At 66.5% G+C, this 17,046-nt stretch carries 19 protein-coding genes; 10 read left to right on the top strand and 9 right to left on the bottom strand.

The features are described from left to right. Positions 1 to 78: 78 nt before the first annotated feature. The 7 genes from AC5RV1_RS13370 to AC5RV1_RS13340 all read left to right on the top strand — a co-directional run bounded on the left by AC5RV1_RS13370 (position 79) and on the right by AC5RV1_RS13340 (position 5,737). Positions 79 to 813 (top strand): Type 1 glutamine amidotransferase-like domain-containing protein, encoded by a 735-nt coding sequence (locus AC5RV1_RS13370; RefSeq protein ID WP_493994889.1) that lies wholly within the window; start codon positions 79 to 81, stop codon positions 811 to 813. Then, the gene (locus tag AC5RV1_RS13365) at positions 806 to 2,230 is read left to right on the top strand and encodes an amidase (protein ID WP_493946388.1); all 1,425 of its coding nucleotides are present in this window, start codon (positions 806 to 808) and stop codon (positions 2,228 to 2,230) included. Before AC5RV1_RS13370 ends, AC5RV1_RS13365 begins: the two co-directional genes overlap by 8 nt. A gap of 77 nt (positions 2,231 to 2,307) precedes the next feature. Next, entirely contained in the window at positions 2,308 to 2,511 is a 204-nt protein-coding gene (locus AC5RV1_RS13360) for a hypothetical protein (protein WP_493945961.1), read from the top strand. A gap of 147 nt (positions 2,512 to 2,658) precedes the next feature. After that, on the top strand, positions 2,659 to 3,018 hold the full coding sequence (locus AC5RV1_RS13355; RefSeq protein WP_493945960.1) for a hypothetical protein: 360 nt from the start codon (positions 2,659 to 2,661) through the stop codon (positions 3,016 to 3,018). 81 nt (positions 3,019 to 3,099) lie between these two features. After that, complete coding sequence (locus tag AC5RV1_RS13350; protein WP_493945959.1) at positions 3,100 to 3,522, top strand: lipopolysaccharide assembly protein LapA domain-containing protein; 423 nt, start codon at positions 3,100 to 3,102, stop codon at positions 3,520 to 3,522. Between the two features lie 195 nt (positions 3,523 to 3,717). Then, positions 3,718 to 4,077: a hypothetical protein gene (locus tag AC5RV1_RS13345; protein ID WP_493994888.1), complete on the top strand. Its 360-nt coding sequence runs from the start codon at positions 3,718 to 3,720 to the stop codon at positions 4,075 to 4,077. Between the two features lie 211 nt (positions 4,078 to 4,288). Next, complete coding sequence (locus AC5RV1_RS13340; protein ID WP_493994887.1) at positions 4,289 to 5,737, top strand: purine-cytosine permease family protein; 1,449 nt, start codon at positions 4,289 to 4,291, stop codon at positions 5,735 to 5,737. 76 nt (positions 5,738 to 5,813) lie between these two features. On the opposite strand, the gene AC5RV1_RS13335 is transcribed toward AC5RV1_RS13340, so the two are convergent. Both AC5RV1_RS13335 and AC5RV1_RS13330 read right to left on the bottom strand, forming a co-directional pair. Beyond that, positions 5,814 to 6,362: a DUF4190 domain-containing protein gene (locus AC5RV1_RS13335; RefSeq protein ID WP_493994886.1), complete on the bottom strand. Its 549-nt coding sequence runs from the start codon at positions 6,360 to 6,362 to the stop codon at positions 5,814 to 5,816. A 58-nt stretch (positions 6,363 to 6,420) separates the two neighbouring features. Then, positions 6,421 to 7,017, bottom strand: coding sequence for a LysE/ArgO family amino acid transporter (locus tag AC5RV1_RS13330; protein WP_493994885.1), 597 nt, complete (start codon positions 7,015 to 7,017; stop codon positions 6,421 to 6,423). Positions 7,018 to 7,087: 70 nt separating this feature from the next. On the opposite strand from AC5RV1_RS13330, the gene AC5RV1_RS13325 reads away from it, so the two are divergent. Beyond that, a complete protein-coding gene (locus AC5RV1_RS13325; protein ID WP_493994884.1) occupies positions 7,088 to 8,041 on the top strand; it encodes a LysR family transcriptional regulator ArgP in 954 nt (317 codons plus the stop codon). Here the strand turns inward: AC5RV1_RS13325 and AC5RV1_RS13320 are convergent. Further along, entirely contained in the window at positions 8,007 to 8,933 is a 927-nt protein-coding gene (locus tag AC5RV1_RS13320) for an NERD domain-containing protein (RefSeq protein WP_493994883.1), read from the bottom strand. The genes AC5RV1_RS13325 and AC5RV1_RS13320 overlap by 35 nt on opposite strands. 245 nt (positions 8,934 to 9,178) lie before the next feature. On the opposite strand from AC5RV1_RS13320, the gene pgm reads away from it, so the two are divergent. After that, positions 9,179 to 10,843 (top strand): phosphoglucomutase (alpha-D-glucose-1,6-bisphosphate-dependent), encoded by a 1,665-nt coding sequence (pgm, locus tag AC5RV1_RS13315; protein ID WP_493994882.1) that lies wholly within the window; start codon positions 9,179 to 9,181, stop codon positions 10,841 to 10,843. Here pgm and AC5RV1_RS13310 read toward each other — a convergent pair. After that, positions 10,840 to 11,331, bottom strand: coding sequence for a 2'-5' RNA ligase family protein (locus AC5RV1_RS13310; RefSeq protein ID WP_493994881.1), 492 nt, complete (start codon positions 11,329 to 11,331; stop codon positions 10,840 to 10,842). The two genes, pgm and AC5RV1_RS13310, sit on opposite strands and share 4 nt — an antisense overlap. A 153-nt stretch (positions 11,332 to 11,484) precedes the next feature. Continuing rightward, complete coding sequence (locus AC5RV1_RS13305) at positions 11,485 to 12,090, bottom strand: malonic semialdehyde reductase (RefSeq protein WP_493945951.1); 606 nt, start codon at positions 12,088 to 12,090, stop codon at positions 11,485 to 11,487. 194 nt (positions 12,091 to 12,284) lie between these two features. Between AC5RV1_RS13305 and AC5RV1_RS13300 the strand changes: the two genes are divergently transcribed. Next, entirely contained in the window at positions 12,285 to 13,637 is a 1,353-nt protein-coding gene (locus AC5RV1_RS13300; protein WP_493994880.1) for a uracil-xanthine permease family protein, read from the top strand. Positions 13,638 to 13,646: 9 nt separating this feature from the next. Here AC5RV1_RS13300 and AC5RV1_RS13295 read toward each other — a convergent pair whose 3' ends face one another. The 4 genes from AC5RV1_RS13295 to AC5RV1_RS13280 form a co-directional block, all read right to left on the bottom strand. Then, complete coding sequence (locus tag AC5RV1_RS13295; RefSeq protein WP_493945949.1) at positions 13,647 to 14,618, bottom strand: SGNH/GDSL hydrolase family protein; 972 nt, start codon at positions 14,616 to 14,618, stop codon at positions 13,647 to 13,649. Beyond that, positions 14,615 to 15,475, bottom strand: a complete 861-nt coding sequence (locus AC5RV1_RS13290) for a GAF domain-containing protein (RefSeq protein ID WP_493994879.1) — start codon at positions 15,473 to 15,475, stop codon at positions 14,615 to 14,617. Before AC5RV1_RS13290 ends, AC5RV1_RS13295 begins: the two co-directional genes overlap by 4 nt. Positions 15,476 to 15,577: 102 nt before the next feature. Continuing rightward, positions 15,578 to 16,477, bottom strand: coding sequence for a glycosyltransferase family 2 protein (locus tag AC5RV1_RS13285; RefSeq protein WP_493945947.1), 900 nt, complete (start codon positions 16,475 to 16,477; stop codon positions 15,578 to 15,580). A gap of 181 nt (positions 16,478 to 16,658) precedes the next feature. After that, positions 16,659 to 17,030 (bottom strand): hypothetical protein, encoded by a 372-nt coding sequence (locus tag AC5RV1_RS13280; protein ID WP_493994878.1) that lies wholly within the window; start codon positions 17,028 to 17,030, stop codon positions 16,659 to 16,661. Between the last annotated feature and the right edge of the window lie 16 nt (positions 17,031 to 17,046).

Below are 17,046 nucleotides of genomic sequence, written 5' to 3'. Positions count from 1 at the left end.
TTAAGCCTAGCCCCCACAGGCCCTCCCCCGCCCGGAAGAACTGCACGTTAGGCTACTCGGAAGACCCTAGGAGGACCCTTGCCTGCAGAGCAGCCCACCATTCTGGCAACCTCGGGCGGCTTCAAGCCCGGCAGCCGCACCCGACTCGAATTTGACCGGTTGCTGCACTACGCAGTCGAACTCTCCGGCGTCAGCGGCCGGGCACCAAAGGTGACGCACATCGGCACGGCCGCCGGTGACCAACGCGCCTTCAACGCCGAGATGGATGAGGCGTCGCGGCAGGCGGGATTCGACTTCAGCCACCTGAACCTTTTCACCATGCCCAACCACGCCGATCCCGAGGCGCACCTGCTGGACCAGGACGTGGTCTGGGTGAACGGCGGTTCCGTGGTGAACCTGCTGGCCGTGTGGCGGGCCCACGGCCTGGAACACATGCTGCATAAGGCATGGCAAAGCGGCGTGGTTTTGGCAGGCGTTTCTGCCGGGTCCATCTGCTGGTTCCAGGGCGGCACCACGGATTCCTTCGGCCCTGAACTCCGCGCCGTGACCAACGGGCTGGCGTTCCTGCCATTCGCCAACGGAGTGCACTACGACTCGGAGGAGCGCAGGCGCCCCCTGGTGCACCGGCTGGTGGCTGACGGGACGTTGGGCGAAACACACTGCACGGACGACGGCGTGGGGCTGGTTTACCACGGCACGTCACTGATCGAGGCGGTGGCCGAAGTCCGCGGCAAGAGCGCGTACATCGTGACCCGTTCCCAGGACGCAGAGGGCGCCGATGAGGAATGCCTGGAGCCGCGGTACCTTGGCTGAGCTCCACGACCTTTCCGCGGTCGCCCTCCGGGACAGCCTCCGCAAAGGGGAGGTCTCGTCAGTGGAAGCGGCAGCCCACTTCATGGGCCGGATCGAACGGCACAACCCCTTGCTCGGGGCATTTGTCACTGTGACGGCCGAGCAGGCGATGGACAACGCCCGCGCGGCGGACACGCTCCGAAGCAGCGCTCCTGTTGACGAACTGCCACTCCTGCACGGCATGCCCCTGGCGTTCAAGGACCTGACGGACGTGGCCGGCGTGGTGACCAGCCACGGCAGCGCTGCCTTGGAACACAAGCCGGCAGTCAGTGACGGACCGCTGGTGGCGCACCTCCGGGAAGCGGGCGTGGTCTGCCTGGGCAAGACGCAGGTGCCCGAATTCGGACTGACTGCCTACAGCGAAAACCGCGTGGCGCCGCCGTCGCGCAATCCCCATGCTCCCAGCCGAAGTTCAGGAGGATCATCCGGCGGGAGCGCCGCGGCGGTGGCCGCCAAACTTCTTCCGTTCGCACCTGGCACGGACGGCGGCGGCTCCATCCGCATCCCTGCCGCCGCCTGTGGCCTGGTGGGCCTGAAGCCGGGGCGCGGCCTGGTGCCGGCCGGGGAGAGCCTGGGCGACCCCGCACGGCTGGTGGTGGCCGGTCCCCTTGCCCGGAGCGCGGCCGACGCCGCGCTGATGATGGATGCGCTGGTCCCCTCCCCTGCGGATATCAGGGACGGCGCCTACCTCGCGGCTGTGGGCCAGGAGCCGCCGCGGCTGCGGATCGGCGTCACCCTCGACAGCCCCTGGTCCGGCACCTTCCCTTTTACTCCCGACCAGGAGGCGCTGGACGCGCTCCGTACCGGGCAGGAACTTCTGGAGCACGCGGGCCACTCGCTCAGCGACGCCGCCATCCGCTATGACAACCGCTACCCGGACGCCTTCACCACCGTCTGGACGGCTCCGGTGGGCGCGGCCAGAATCAGCCCCCATCGCGAAGCGCTGCTGGCGCCGCTGACCCGGACCTTCCGGCGCCGTGCCCAACAGCGCAGCGCGGCGAAGCTGAATGAAGCACTGGCCTTGCTGCGGCAGTTCCAGCGGGACACGGTGACGCAGTACGCGCAGTGGGACCTGATCCTGATGCCGGCGCTCGCCCAGACACCGCGCCCGGTGGGATGGTTCACCGGAACAGCCCATGGTGATGACCGCTGGCCGTCTGCGCAGTGGGCAGGAGATGCCGACGGCGACTACCGGAAGCAGTGCGAGTTCGCGCCGTGGTCCTCCATGGTCAACGTGTGCGGGCTGCCCGCCATCACGGTTCCGGTTTCCTGGACCGGCGGAGCTCCCGGCCAGGGGTTGCCCATGGGAATCCAACTGGTGGGGCCAAAGGGCTCGGAGACCCTCCTGCTGCAGGTGGCCCACCAGCTGGGGTTCTAGCGGGACGCTTGCAGGGTGTCGACTCTTTGGCATATCGGGAGGACGATTAAGGGGCAGTCACTACAAGGAGGTCTGCGATGTGCTATTCATCCAGCAAGGACTTCGGGTGGGGCGTCAAGAAGGAAACCCACCGCCAGCCTGAAGCCAAGCAGGAAACCCCGGTGGAAACTCCGGAGCAGGAAGTCAAGGCGCAGGATTACAAGTTCTGGGCCTTCCCCAACTGGCGCAGGACGCCACGGCCCAGCACCCCCTCCGGCGAGCGGAGCAAGGAACGGGTCTGACACAGTGCCGGCCTGACGGAATGCCGGGTCCGACACAGCGCCGAAGTCCTCGGAAGGGCCTCCCCAAGGGGCCCTTCCGTTGCGTGCGGGGATGCTCAGGCGGGGCCTGGTCCGGCGGCGGGGCGCCCGTTGCCGGAGAATGGACGCATGCCCGGTTTCTACGTTCACGAAGCCACCCTCCGGATTGACACCGACGCCGACGCGGCGGCCCCCGGAGCTGCGATCACGGTAGCCCTGTGCGGCAGTTGGGAGCATCCCCCGCCATGCCCGCTCGCCGCCCACCACACTGCCGTCCAGCAGGAGGGACAGTCAGTAAGGCTCCGGACAATCTTCGCAGCCGATCCACGGCAGGAAGCCGAGGTCCGCCGTCGTATTGACGCGGCGCTTGCCAAAGGATCGCAGGCCCGCCCCGACGGCACCCTGTCCCGCTGGGCTCTTGTGGGGGCCAAAGCCGCTGAACTGACCAGCGCGGAGCACGAGCATGCGCAACGAATTGCCGGCAGTTAGGAGGCGTGGCGTTGTGCCAGCCGAAACCTCCCCGCTAGAGTGGCATCATAAGCATGCTTAGCATCCTGGAAGGGGACGGCAATGAGTGCTGGACAGTACACGCCGGGGACTGACGGGCCACTGGAGCCACACGACGACGGAATGCCGCCGGTTGACCGGACCGGCACGCCGGGGGTACCCGCCGCGCGCCCCGCAGACTCTTCCCCTGCCACCACACCGCCCGCCCCAGCGGGTGCCGGCGAGCCCAAGGTGACCCGGGCGGGTGTGGTGTGGGCCGCAGTTGTGGCCGCCCTGGTGCTCCTGATCCTGTTGATCATCTTCATCCTCCAGAACCAGGACCTGGTGCTGGTCAGGTTCCTGGGCTTCGAAGGAAGCTTGCCACTGGGCATGGCACTGTTTATCGCCAGCGTGACCGGCGGGGTCCTGGTGGCCGCGGCGGGCGGCGCGCGCATCCTTCAGCTGCGTGCCAACGCCCGCCGGGCGCGGGCAACGCAGCGAAGGTAGCCCCCGAGGCTGCATAAAGAGCAGAGCTTCGTAACGAGCGGGTAGCCCACAGGGCTCAGAAGTTCCCGACGTTGCGGTACTTTCCCGCCCGCGCTGCCACCAGCTCGGGAACGGGGATCCCCCCTCCACCGGCCCCCTGGCACAGCAGCACCGAAACTGACGGCGCTTCCAGCCCGATGGGCTCGTGCAGCGACCGTGCGATTTCACGGCCAGGGCCAGCAGGAGCCCGGGGTCCTTCTCCCCCTGCCCGGCTCCATTCAGCGGCAGCGCGCCGCCCGCACCAAACTTGAGGAGCTGCCGCAAGTCCGGCCGGCGGGGACGCCGGGAAATTCCAATGGACGTCCAGGCATCCACGGAGGCCGGCCGGACAGCCAACGTCTCGGGAGCTTCGGGCCGGGGGCCGCGCCGGGCGCAGAGGATGTCCAAAGCCCTGCCCACCAGTTCGGCAAGGTCCGCAGGCTCAACAACGCCGTCGATCAGCCCCTTGTTGAACAGGTTTTCCGCCACCTGCACATTCTCGGGAAATTGTTCGCGGACGTGGAACTGCTCCGATAAGCGGCGCACCCGCTGGGTCCCGGAGGGCAACTCCCCACCAAACGGTCATTTCCCTTCGGAATGCGCGGGGGAATAGCCCATTCGGAGGGGAATTTTGCGCCGACACGCCGGGCTGTCTGGAGTACGGGACAGCCGGACGGTATTTCCTGTTCTTATCGGGCTGCAAACCCAGTGTGATGGAACCTACGTTTTATCACCCAAGGAGTTGGCCATGGCCGCAACAAGCAGTGCCGTAGAGGCACGTTCTATTGAAATGATTCCGCCCGGCGAGCGCCACGGCCACCCGCGGGGGCAGTTCACGCTCTGGTTCGGCGCCAACGCCCAAATCACCGCCATCGTGGATGGCGCACTCGCCGTTGTTTTTGGTGCCGATGCCTTCTGGGCCATAGTCGGACTGCTGGTCGGCAACGTCGTGGGCGGCGCGGTGATGGCCCTGCACTCGGCGCAGGGCCCCAAGCTGGGTCTTCCGCAGATGATTTCCAGCCGGGCGCAGTTCGGCGTCTACGGGGCGGTGATCCCGCTGGTCTTGGTCATCCTGATGTACATCGGTTTTGCCTCCACGGGCACCGTTCTCTCGGGGCAGGCCATCAACCTGATGCTCGGCGTGGAGGCTCCCGCCGTCGGCATCCTGATCTTCGGCGCGGCCACCGCACTGCTGGCCATCCTCGGCTACAAGTACATCCACGCCCTGGGCCGCATCGCCACCGTAGTGGGACTGGCCGGATTCCTGTACCTGACAGTGGCCGTCTTTACGAAGTTCGATGTGACCCAGGTGATGATGGTCAAGGGTTTCGAATGGCCCACATTCCTTACCGCCATCGCCCTTGGCGCAGGCTGGCAGCTCACGTTTGGCCCCTACGTGGCCGACTACTCCCGGTACCTGCCTGCCGACACCTCCGAGCGGAAGACCTTCTGGTACACCTTCGCCGGATCCGTGGGCGGCGCACAGTGGGCCATGACCCTGGGCGCCATCGCCGGCGGCCTTTCCGCTGCCAAGCTCGGGGGCGACTTCCTGAAGAACCAGGTGGGCTACATGGGCGACCTTGCCGGCGGCGGCCTGATCGCCATCTTCATCTACCTGGTGATCGTCACAGGCAAACTCACCGTCAACTGCCTCAACGCCTATGGCGCCTTTATGTGCGGCGTCACCATCAGCACTGCCGTCAACCGCAGGGATTCCGTGTCCAAGACCGTGCGGATCGTCTTTATCGTTGCGGTGATCGCGGCCAGCGTCCTCATCGCGCTCTTTGCCAGCAAGGACTTCCTGAACCTCTTCAAGAACTTTGTCCTGCTGCTGCTGATGGTGTTCACGCCGTGGTCCGTGATCAACCTCGTGGACTACTACAAGATCTCCCGGGACCGGCTGGACGTTCCCGCGCTCTACAACCCGGACGGCCGCTACGGCCGCTGGAACGCCGCCGCGCTGGCATCCTATGGAATCGGCGTCGTGGTCCAGATCCCCTTCCTCGCGCAGGCGCTGTACACAGGACCCGTCACCCGCTGGCTGGGCGGCGCCGACATCTCATGGCTGGTGGGGATCGCAGTCACCCTCGCCATCTACTACCCATGGGCGAAGGCCACCAACCGTGCCCCCGCCGAATCAATCTATCCGACGGGTCCGGCGGAAAAGCTTCCGCTCCCGGCGGGATCCAAAGCCTAAGAAACTGAAGATGCCCTATCACTTTTGTCCCTAAAACCGCGCAGTGGGGACCAAAGGTGACAGGGCATCCGAGGGTTTAGAAGGTGTTCGTCGACGTCGTGCTGGCGTAGGCCAGACCGATAATGAGCAGCAGCCAGAACGCACCGTAGCCCAGCAGGCACAGGTAGCCCAGGACCAGGCCGGTGATGGACATGCCTTTGCCGGACGGCTCCCGCTTGAGCGCCATGTGGCCCGTCACGATCGCGGCGACCTGCGGCAGGAGGAGGAAACCCATAATCACCGACGCAATGCCGCACACCATGCTCGCGATACTGAGCGTCTTCGGCTCAGCCGGCCCGCCGTAATACCCGGGCTGCCCGTAGGGGCTGGGTTGGGTGTAGAGACCCTGGTTGTACGGGCCTGGCGGCTGACCATACGGGGCACCATACTGGCCGGGTTCGCCATACTGGTTTTGCCCGTAGCCGCCCTGTCCATGGCTGTCCTGCCCATAGCTACCCTGCCCGTACTGCTGCTGGGTCGGGGGCTCCGCGCCGTAGGGCGGGGCAAACCTGGGCGGTTCAAGACCCGACGGCGGGGCGCCATCAGTGCGTTCGGATTCATGCCGCTGGGAAGGCTGGTCAGTCAAGGTTTCCCCCTGGAAGTTTTGATTCCCAGCCTACCGCCGAAGCGCCCTCGGGAAGCGGTCAGTGCACTACAAGACTGACGGCGAGCACCAGCATCAACACCCCGATGGCCAGGTCCACCCAGCGCCAGGTCCGCGGGCTGCTGAGGACCCCCGCCAGACTCCGCGCCCCATACCCCAGGGCGGAGAACCAGAGCACACTGCCGGTGACGGCACCGCCCGCGAAGACCCACCGGGTTCCGGCGCCCTGCTGGTTGGCAAGGCTGCCCAGCAGCACCACCGTGTCCAGGTACACGTGGGGGTTCAGGAAGGTCAGGGCCGCAGCAGTGCCGACCACCGAGTGCTTCGATCGCGGCGGCTGTTCGGTCAGCGAGGAGGGCTTCAACGCCGCGATGAAGGACCGGGCCGCAAACCAGAGCAGGTATGCAGCCCCGCCCCAGCGCAATATCTCCAAGGCCTCGGGAAAGCGGGTGACCAGGACCCCGATGCCGGCCGTGCCGCCGATGATCAGGAGTGCATCACCCGCCATACATACGGCCACGACAGCACCAACGTGTTCCCGCCGGATTCCCTGCCGAAGCACAAAGGCATTCTGCGCCCCGATTGCCACGATCAACGCGAGGCCGGTCAATAGTCCGGTCAGCCCTACAGTCCACATGCTTTGACGTTAGGGGACCGGATATCATGAAGACAAATAAAAGATTCTACTAAGTCATTAGAATATCTTCATGAACTTTGAGCACCTGAGAGCACTGACTGCCGTGGTTGACGAAGGCACCTTCGAGGCCGCGGCGGACGCGCTGCGCATCACCCCCTCAGCCGTGAGCCAGCGGATCAAGGCTCTGGAAGCCTCGGTGGGCCAGGTCCTGGTGCGCCGCCGCGTGCCGTGCACTGCGACCGACGCCGGCATGCTCTTGCTGCGCATGGCCCGCCAGGTGCAGGTGCTCGAGGTCGAGGCATCGAACGCCCTGGGCAGTGGCGGGTCATCCCGGACCCACCTGCCGTTGGCGGTCAATGCGGATTCGCTGGCCACCTGGTTCGTCCCGGTCCTGGCAAAGGCCGCCGGCTGGGATGACACCACCATCGACCTCCATGTCGAGGACCAGGGATACAGCAGCCAGCTCCTGCGGGAAGGGGAAGTGATGGGCGCAGTGACCTCTGATCCCGTCCCGGTGAGCGGCTGCCGGGTGGAGCTGCTGGGACACATGCGCTACATCCCGGTGGCCGCCGCCGAACTGCATGGCCGGTTTACTACTGCCGAGGGCCTGGACTGGGCGGCGATGCCCGTGCTGAAGTTCAACGCCAAGGACACCCTCCAGCGTCAGCTGCTTGATGCCAAAGGCATTGACCCGCTTCCGCCCACCCACACCGTTCCGTCCTCAGAAGGATTCCTCGCCGCTGTCAGGGCCGGGCTGGGGTGGGGAATGATCCCCGAACTGCAGCTCACCGATGAGATCGCCGAAGGGTCCCTGGTCCGCCTGGAGGACAGCCACCAGGACGTTGCCCTCTACTGGCAGTCCTGGACGCTGGACTCCGAACGGCTCAACCGTTTTACGGGGACCGTCCGGCAGGCCAGCAACAAACTGCTGGTTCCTGCCCACTCCAGGGCAGGTACGGAACAGCCGCCGTCATGGGCCGGCCGTGGAGCTAGTACCCCCAGTACGGCAGGATATAAACGGTGAAAATGACTAACGCGGCGAGCAGCGCCAGGCGTCCCGCACCGGATCCGGCGTGCTGGTGGGCCCTGGCGTTCCGGCCCTGCCGCACCCCGGCTGCCTTGAGGTGGCGGCCCGCGGGATTCCGCACAGAGCTCCCGCGCCGGTTTGAGGCGTTCCTGCCCGTCGCGGGCCCGGAGCCACCTTCGGAACGGGAATCCTCAACCGTTGCCCGTCCAGTCGCACCCTCGGTCGCTGGCCCACGTGGCGGCAAGGCACCCGTTGGCTGGACCACGGTCCCTGGCCGGACGTTCCGGAATGCTGTAATCCCGGCCTCCTGTTCATGCGTGAGCTGCTGGCCTAGGTGCGCGTAGATCCCCACTACGGTCTGCTGGTCCAGCACTTGCGGGAGCGATTCGATGGCACCCACCAGCCGCTGGGCACCCGCTACGGCGACGTCGGAGTTTGTCACGCCAAAAAGGTCCGGCTGCGCGGCCATACAGATAAGGGGACGCACCAGCCGGCGGTGCGGCGGGGCCATCACCGAGGCGACTGCGGCGCATTGCGCCAGTGCACCTTCCACGGCCTGGGTCCTGGCGTAGCGGCCCTGCCACAGCACCCCTGAGGAGACTTTGACTTCTCCAGTCCAGTTCTTGGCGTCCACCACCACCACGCCGCCCGGCCCCACCAGGACGTGGTCCAGGTTGGCCTTGGGCCTGCCCGGCCAGTGGACGTCGTGCAACACGTACCAGCCGCGCGGCACCAGTTCGCTCAGCTTCTCTGCCACCACGTGCCCGCCGGCGGCACCGGCATCCCAGGCCTTGGTGGAACGTTCGGCCTGGTCGAGCTGGCGCTTGAGCCTGGCAACCCTTTCCGCAGCCAGCCTGGCCTGCTCCGTTGCCCCGTCCCCTGCCCCCATGGCCGCCCTGCTTCCCTTGCCGTAGGACGACGGCGGGAGGCCGCCGTCGCCCTTTGCTTACGGACATTCCGCCCGATTTTTCGAAAGTAACAGGGCGTGCAGGCGGCGGTATATAAGTACTTTGCGGCCCCGGTACTCAGCTCCGCTACTTGGTTGATGACGTTCTTCCGTCACAGGGCGGGACACAGTGGCCGGATTATGGACGGATCGTTTTGGCTGCGGCCCGGGTCTGGCATGCTGGTGCCATGGCTAGCCGCGCGGGTACAGTTGCCCAACCCCAGGACCTTGTTGACATCACTGCGCTTCTCGACGCGTATTACGACATCACGCCGGATCTGGGTGACCCCGGCCAGCGCGTGGCGTTCGGCACCTCCGGGCACCGAGGTTCCAGCCTCAAGGCGTCATTCAACGAGAAGCACATCGTCGCCATCACCCAGGCCATCGTGGAATACCGGGCCGGGCAGGGCATCACAGGCCCGCTGTTCCTGGCGAAGGACACCCACGCCCTGAGTGAGCCGGCGCAGAACTCCGCGCTCGAGGTGTTGGCCGCCAACGGCGTCCAGGTCCTCATCGACGCCCGTCATGGCTACACCCCCACGCCGGCGCTGAGCCACGCCATCCTCACGTACAACAGAAACGCCGGCGCCGGAGCGCCGCAGGCTGACGGCATTGTGGTCACCCCCAGCCACAACCCCCCGGCCGACGGCGGATTCAAGTACAACCCGCCGCATGGCGGCCCGGCCGATTCTGATGCCACGGGCTGGGTCGCGAACCGCGCCAACGAACTGCTGGAGAACGGCCTCCGCGGCGTCAAGCGCATCCCGCTGGCCGACGCGCTTGCGGCTGACACCACAGGCAAGTTCGACTTCCTCAGCAGCTACGTGGACGATCTCCCCTCCGTGCTGAACCTGGACGCCATCCGCGACGCCGGCGTCCGGATCGGCGCGGACCCCATGGGCGGCGCCGCGGTGGACTACTGGAGCGAGATCGGTGAGCGCCACCACCTGAACCTCACCGTGGTGAACCCGAGCGTGGATCCGCAGTGGGCCTTTATGACGCTGGACTGGGACGAGAAGATCCGCATGGACTGCTCCTCCCCCGCCGCCATGGCCTCGCTGATCAATCGGATGTCAGACGCTTCATCGTCCGGCCAGTCGGCCTTCGACATTGCCACCGGCAACGACGCCGACGCGGACCGCCACGGCATCGTCACCCCGGACGGCGGGCTGATGAACCCCAACCACTACCTCGCCGTTGCCATCGACTACCTGTACCGCAACCGCAGCGGCTGGAACCCGGAGTCAGTGGTGGGCAAGACCCTGGTGTCTTCCTCGATCATCGACCGCGTGGCAGAAAGCCTGGGCCGCAAGCTCGTAGAGGTGCCGGTCGGCTTCAAGTGGTTTGTGCCGGGACTGCTCTCCGGTGAAGGCGCCTTCGGCGGCGAGGAGTCGGCCGGTGCGTCCTTCAACAAAAAGGACGGCAGCGTCTGGACCACGGACAAGGACGGCATCCTGCTGGCCCTGCTGGCCTCGGAGATCACCGCCGTCACGGGCAAGTCCCCGTCCCAGCTCTACAAGGGCCTGACGGACCAGTTCGGCGCGCCCGTTTACGCCCGCATTGATGCAGCAGCCACGCGGGAGCAGAAGTCGGCACTCGGCAAGCTGTCGCCGTCGGACGTGACGGCGACTGAGCTGGCCGGCGAGCCGATCATCGCGAAGCTTACGGAAGCGCCCGGCAACGGTGCCTCCATCGGCGGGCTCAAGGTGGTCACGGAAAACGCCTGGTTCGCCGCCCGCCCGTCCGGCACCGAGGACGTGTACAAGATCTACGCCGAGTCCTTCAAGGGCGAGGATCACCTCAAGCAGGTGCAGGCGGAAGCCAAGGCCCTGGTGGACGGCGTCATCGCCTAGCCCTGCGCTTCGTCCAGGCTCCACAGCCGCAGGACGCGCCGGACGGTGCGGTCACCGTCCGGCGCCATGTCCACCAAGGCGATCCGGTCAAGCACGACGGCGTCGCCCGGGTTCAGGCGCTTGGTGCCGTGGTGTGAGACGTGCGGCCGGTAACCCGACATGGTGTGGGCCGGTGTGAGGATCTTGCCGCCAAGGCTCTCGGCGGCGGTGACCAGCTGCTCATGCAGGGCCTGCAGGTCCGGTTGAGGTTGGATGAGGCTGACGGGCACAGAACCGTTCCGGCCGAAACCGGCGTCCTCCCCCACCGTAAGGGTGGCGCCCAAGGCTGCACCGGCGTACGGCGCGGCGAGGGCTGCCATCTGTTCGGCCGAGCGATCAGTGCCGACGTCGAACCTCACAAGCGTGATGTGCAGGGGCCAGTGCGTCCGCGCGAAAACCAGCCCGTCCGCCACGGGTTCGACGAAGGCAACCAGGATAAGGTTCCGCATCAGCCCAGTCTGCCACCGCACCTCACCGCTCCGCCCCCATCAGACGCTCTCTCAGATAATGCGCCTTAAACACCATCGCTCTCTCACTTTCCTTAGGGAAGTGAGAGAGCGATGGCCGAAAAGACGCGTTAGGTGAGAGAGCGTCCCGGGGGATTAGACGGTGCGGACAACGTCCTCGTAGGCGAACTTGGGCTTGGCTTCGCCCCAGGCGTCCTCGGCCGGCTGGCCAATGTTGACCACCAAGAAGCTCTTCTGGTCACCCGCGGGGAAGAAAGCGGCGTCGATGGCACCGAAGTCGGCACCGGTCATGGGGCCCGCCGCGAAGCCGAGGGAGCGGACGGCCAGGATGAAGTAGCCGGCCTGCAGGTGGGCGTTGTTGTTGCCTGTGGCGGCAGCCAATTCCGGGTTGGCGTCATACATGGCCTTCGGAGCGTTGTAGCCGGGGAGGAAGTTGTCCCACTGCCCAGCCCAGTCTGTGTCGTAGCTGAGGATGGCAACCAGCGGGGCGGAAGCCGTCTTGGCGCGGTTGCCGGGCATCAGGGCGTCCACCAGCTTGGCGCGGGCCTCGTCCGAGCGGACGTACGTGACGCGCAAGGGCTGGGAGTTGAAGGCTGTGGGGCCAAACTTGGTGAGTTCGTAGATCGCCTGGGCCTGCTCGTCGGTTACCTCTCCGGTGAAGGAGTTGGCTGTGCGGGCCTGGGCGAAAATGGCGTCGACGGCGGCCGAATCGATGACTGCTTCTTCGTGGGCAATGGTCATTGGCTTACCTTTCGCTGCGCCTCCCCGCTGCTGGGGTGGCCTTGTTGCTTTCCATAGTTGCAACTTCAAGTAGCCAGGTCCTCTTCCCGTGACGGCAGGTGACGTTGGGCACAGCTGACCGGTATAAAAGGCGGGCGGTATTCTGGAGCCAGTTGCGATCTTCGCCCCCGGCACCCCCTTGAAAGGCCCCCACCATGAGCATGCTCGGAATCAAATGGAAGCTGCATGGCACCGGCAAGTCCATCAAGCCGGGCCATGTGGTGGCCCCGGACGAGCGACTGGCCTGGCCGTTGACCATCGGCGTGGGCATGCAGCACGTGGTGGCGATGTTCGGCGCCACCTTCCTGGTGCCCATCATCACCGGGATGCCCCCGGCCACCACTTTGTTCTTCTCGGGCATCGGCACGCTGCTGTTCCTAGTGATCACGAAGGGCCGGGTGCCCAGCTACCTTGGCTCAAGCTTCGCCTTCATCGCCCCCATCACGGCCTCGCAGCAGCAGTTCGGCGTGCCCGGTGCCCTGGGTGGGGTGGTCCTGGCCGGCGCGGCGCTGGCCATCGTGGGAGCCATTGTGCAGAAGTTCGGCGCGGGCTGGATCAACCGGCTCATGCCTCCGATCGTCACCGGCGCCATCGTGGCGCTCATCGGCCTGAACCTGGCACCCGCCGCCAAACAGAACTTCGACGCCGCCCCCGTCACCGCCGTCGTCACGCTGGCCACCATCATCCTGGTCAGCGTCCTGTTCCGCGGCATCCTGGGCCGCCTCAGCATCCTCGTGGGCGTGGTGGTGGGCTACCTCGTGGCCATGCTCCGGGGCGAGGTCAGCTACGACAAGATGGAGGCAACCGCATGGGTGGGTTTGCCGCAGTTCCAGACCCCGGAGTTCCATGTGGGCGTCCTCGGCCTGTTCGTGCCCGTCGTGCTGGTGCTGGTGGCCGAGAACATCGGCCATGTGAAGTCCGTGGCAGCCATGACGGGCCAGAACCTCGACGGCGTCTCCGGGCGTGCGCTCATGGCTGACGGCGCAGCCACCGTCCTGGCCGGCCTCGGCGGGGGTTCCGGAACCACCACCTATGCCGAGAACATCGGCGTTATGGCCGCCACCAAGGTCTATTCGACGGCGGCCTACTGGGTGGCAGGCGTCTTCGCCATCCTGCTGAGCTTCTCCCCAAAGTTCGGGGAACTCATTGCCACTGTTCCGCCGGGAGTACTGGGCGGCGCCGCCACCATGCTGTACGGCATGATCGGGGTCCTGGGCGTGAAGATCTGGGTGCAGAACAAGGTGAACTTCTCCAACCCGGTAAACCTCACTACTGCCGCCGTTGCCTTGATCATCGGCATCGCGGACTACACCTGGACCATCGGCGACCTCACGTTCACCGGCATCGCGCTGGGCTCGGCCGCTGCCCTTGTGATCTACCACGGCATGAAGGCAATCGCGCAGGCCCGGGGCACTGTAGCCGAGCCGGAGACCGAGCAGGCAGGCCTGCCGCCGGCGGCCAAGGCCGCGATGAACTCGGCCGCCAAGCGGGCACCGAAGAAGCGTTAGGCCAACGCGCTAGGCGACTTCCCCGGATTCGTCTACGTCCTCCCGCTCCGCCCCGTCCTCCAGCAATGCCGTGCCTGCGGTCCCGCCACCGATCGCGGTCACCGCAGCGTCCTCCAGGCTGTCCATCGCCAAGGAGGCGGGGTAGCCGGGAGGGAACGGACCAGGGAGGCCGACGCCGAAGACCGGGCCGGCCTGCGGCCTCTTGGCGGCCAGGGACTCAGGCCGGGGCCGGAGCCGCCGCAGGACCCACGGTAACAGGTATTGCCTGGCCCAGATCAGGTCTTCCGCCCTGGCTTGCGTCCAGCCATGGGATGGAACCGGCCGCGGTTGCAGGGCCTTGAGCGAATGCGGTACTCCCAGCGCGTCCAGGGTGGCAATGGCGACGGCCTGGTGCCCCAGCGGCGAAAGGTGAAGCCGGTCCCTGTCCCACATCCGGGCGTCGTGGAGCCCCGGCAGGCACCACAGGTCAACCATCACGGCGTGGTGGCGCAGCCCGATCGTGTGGAGGTGTTCGTTGTAGATGGCCAGCCTTCCCCGGATCTGGCTGAACACCGGTGTGCTTCCCCAGTCCGGTCCGGCGAAAAGCAGGACCGTGGCGCCGGTTTCGGCCAGCAAGCCCACCGCCTGGTCCATTTTCTCGGCCAGCTTGTCGGGATCGCCCCGGTGGAAAAGAACATCGTTTCCGCCGCCGGACATTCCTACCAGGTCCGGTTTGAGGGCCAGGGCGGGCTCCAGCTGCCGGTCCAGGATTTCCTGGAGCACCAGCCCGCGCACGGCAAGATTGGCATAGGCGAAATCACGCTGGCCGGTGCTGAGTTCCTCCGCCGCCCGGTCAGCCCAGCCGCGGAGCCCACCGATGCTGAGGGGCTCGGGGTCACCCACCCCTTCCGTGTAGGAGTCGCCGAGGGCTACGAAGCGGTGCCAGGGGTGCCGCGTTGCCGGGGGTACCCCTGGCCACATCTCCTGCTGGTGGGTGGTCATGGCCGCCGTCCTCTCGCCCTTGGGGATGGATCCGTTTCCGGTGCCGCGACTGCTTCAAGCGGCTGGTCCAGCTCCGCCGGCGCCACCAGGCGGAAGTCCTCGACGTCTTCGAAGGCCTCCCTCCGCGGCCCGGAAGGATCTCTGCCGGAGACCGGCGCAACGATGGTCAGTGCTGCATCACGCAGACCCAGCTCGTGGTGCGACGCCTCCCTCTGCAGGAACCGCAGGGCGCCCTCGCGCGAGAGTCCGTACTCGTCCATGAGGCTGCGCACCGCCAGGTCCACCAGGACCAGGGAGCTTTGGGCGACGGCGAGGCCCGCTGTCATTTCCGCGCGCTCCGCCACCCGGACTACCACGCGCAGCGCCCGGGCAACCTGCTGAACGTAGCTCCGGATGCGGAGAAGGTCATCACTGGTAAAGGCATGGGGTGAGGACGCGTATAGGTTGATGGCTGCGCTCGTCCCGCTCTCGGCCACGATGGGGACTGACAGGAGCGACTGGACACCATGGCTTGCGGCCGCGCTGGCGTATCCGGGCCAGCGCCGGTCGCGGCTGACGTCGGACAGCAGCACGAACTCGCCGGTCCGCAAAGCCTCGATGACTGGTCCGTCAGCGAAGGAACACTGTTCCCGGTCCGCTTCGCGTGCTTGCTCCGCACTGGCAGCAATGGTGTGCCCTTTTCCCAGGCGGAAGAGGGTGGCTGCCCAGACGATACCGCGGCCTTCGCCCTTGATGTCCGCCATGAAATCATGGGTAACTTCCCAGAGGTAGGTCTCGACGTCCTTACTGTCGAAAACCGGCTCCGGGGGCATGTGAAGCGGTCCCCAGCCAACCTGCCCTGTGGGTTCAGCGGCCATGTTCCCACGCCTTTGTTGAGCGCGTCGGCCTACTGCAAAACCTCGATTTTTAAAGAATACGTCGCCCACCGTGCGGGCGGGAGGGGCAGCGCGTTTGGCTGCCTAGTCTGCGGCTGCGGTATGTCCCGAATACGCCTGTGAATGTGCGCTGAGGACGACGTCGTACGCCTCCACCCGGCGGTCCGTCACGGTGGTGGGGGACTCCAGATGGACGGCTCCGGAGGGCAGGATGCCAGCGGCGCCATACCTTTCCATGACCTGCCATTGGGCCACGACGTCCTCCCCCGCGTGGTCAACGGGAAGGCTGGTCCAGAAGGCAAAGCCGCCTGCGGTGTTCAGGGCTTCCCGCCGGTAGAGCACGCATCCCCCGAGCCAGGCAACGCGGTAGGGCACCCACTCTCCCGGTTCCAGGGAAAGGTCAGCGCTGAGATGGCTGAGGTTGGCGGCGCTATGAAGCGGCCAGCGATCAAAGCCGGGGTCCCCGGGCCGGATGCGCTCCGCCGTCACGGGGCCATCCCAGGCTTCAAAGCCGGCCGTTTGCTCCGGCCGCCTGTCATCGAGGTAGGACAGGCCCTGGGGAGCCATCCCGACAAAACCGCACTCCAGCTCGTCCAGTGCCCGGCTGAGCCGCTCAAGGGCACCCGGTTCCAGCCAGATGTCATCATCAAGGAAAAGGCACTTCTCCGCCGTCGACTGATCCAGCAGGTACTGGCGGTGCTCTGCCAATCCCCGCCGTGGCAGGTGGCGGAGCAGCGTGACCGGGCGGCCTTGGGCTTCGAGGACCCGCACCATCGCCGCGGCTGCAGGATGTTCCCACCCAGGAGTATCAGTGGATTGGTCGCTCACCACCACGCGGAATGCAGGGTCAGCCTGCCCTGCCAGGCCGGCCAGGGTCACGGCCAGTTCTGCCGGGCGGTTGCAGGTGGGAACGAGCACGTCAACTGCCACACTGTCCGGCGCCTCAACACGCCGTGCCCACTGTTCTGATGATCTCCTGCTCACAGCCTTTCCTCCTGGCGCCTGCCTCGGCATTGATAGTGCATGGGGTTCGCTGGTCCTGTACCCAGATCACGGAAATGTATGCCCGGGCACGGCGAAGGCCTCCACCCGCTGCCATCCCGGGGCAGGGGCGGAGGCCTTCAGCGGGTGGGCGCACCGCCCTCGGACGGGGCACCCAAGGCGATTACCCGGCGTCGAAGCTTTCGCCGCCGTCGTCGTTGGGTGATTTCTCCTTCGGCAGGTCGGTGCCGCTGCCGTCCGGAATCCCGGCGGCTTCCTGCCCGGGCTCCGAGGACACCGGGGCAGACCCCTGGGAGTCGTCGTTACCTTCATCCAGTTCCGCCTCACCGGAGGGAAGGTCCACGTCGCGCGGCACGGGGTCCTCGCTGGTACCGGACTGCGGCTCGTTCGTGCCTACACTGCCCGTCTCACCTGTACTGCCGGTGTCCGAGCCACCCGCGGAGGCCTGTGCCCCGCCCAGTTCCTGCTCAGCGGTGGGAGTGCCGTATCCGCCCGGGTCCGTTTCCGGCTGGGCGTGCTGGTTTTCCTGCGTCATGGTTCCTCCTGTTGTG

The sequence above is a fragment of the Arthrobacter sp. Hb9-2 genome (assembly GCF_059091165.1).
This window is presented reverse-complemented; position numbering and strand designations above follow the sequence as displayed.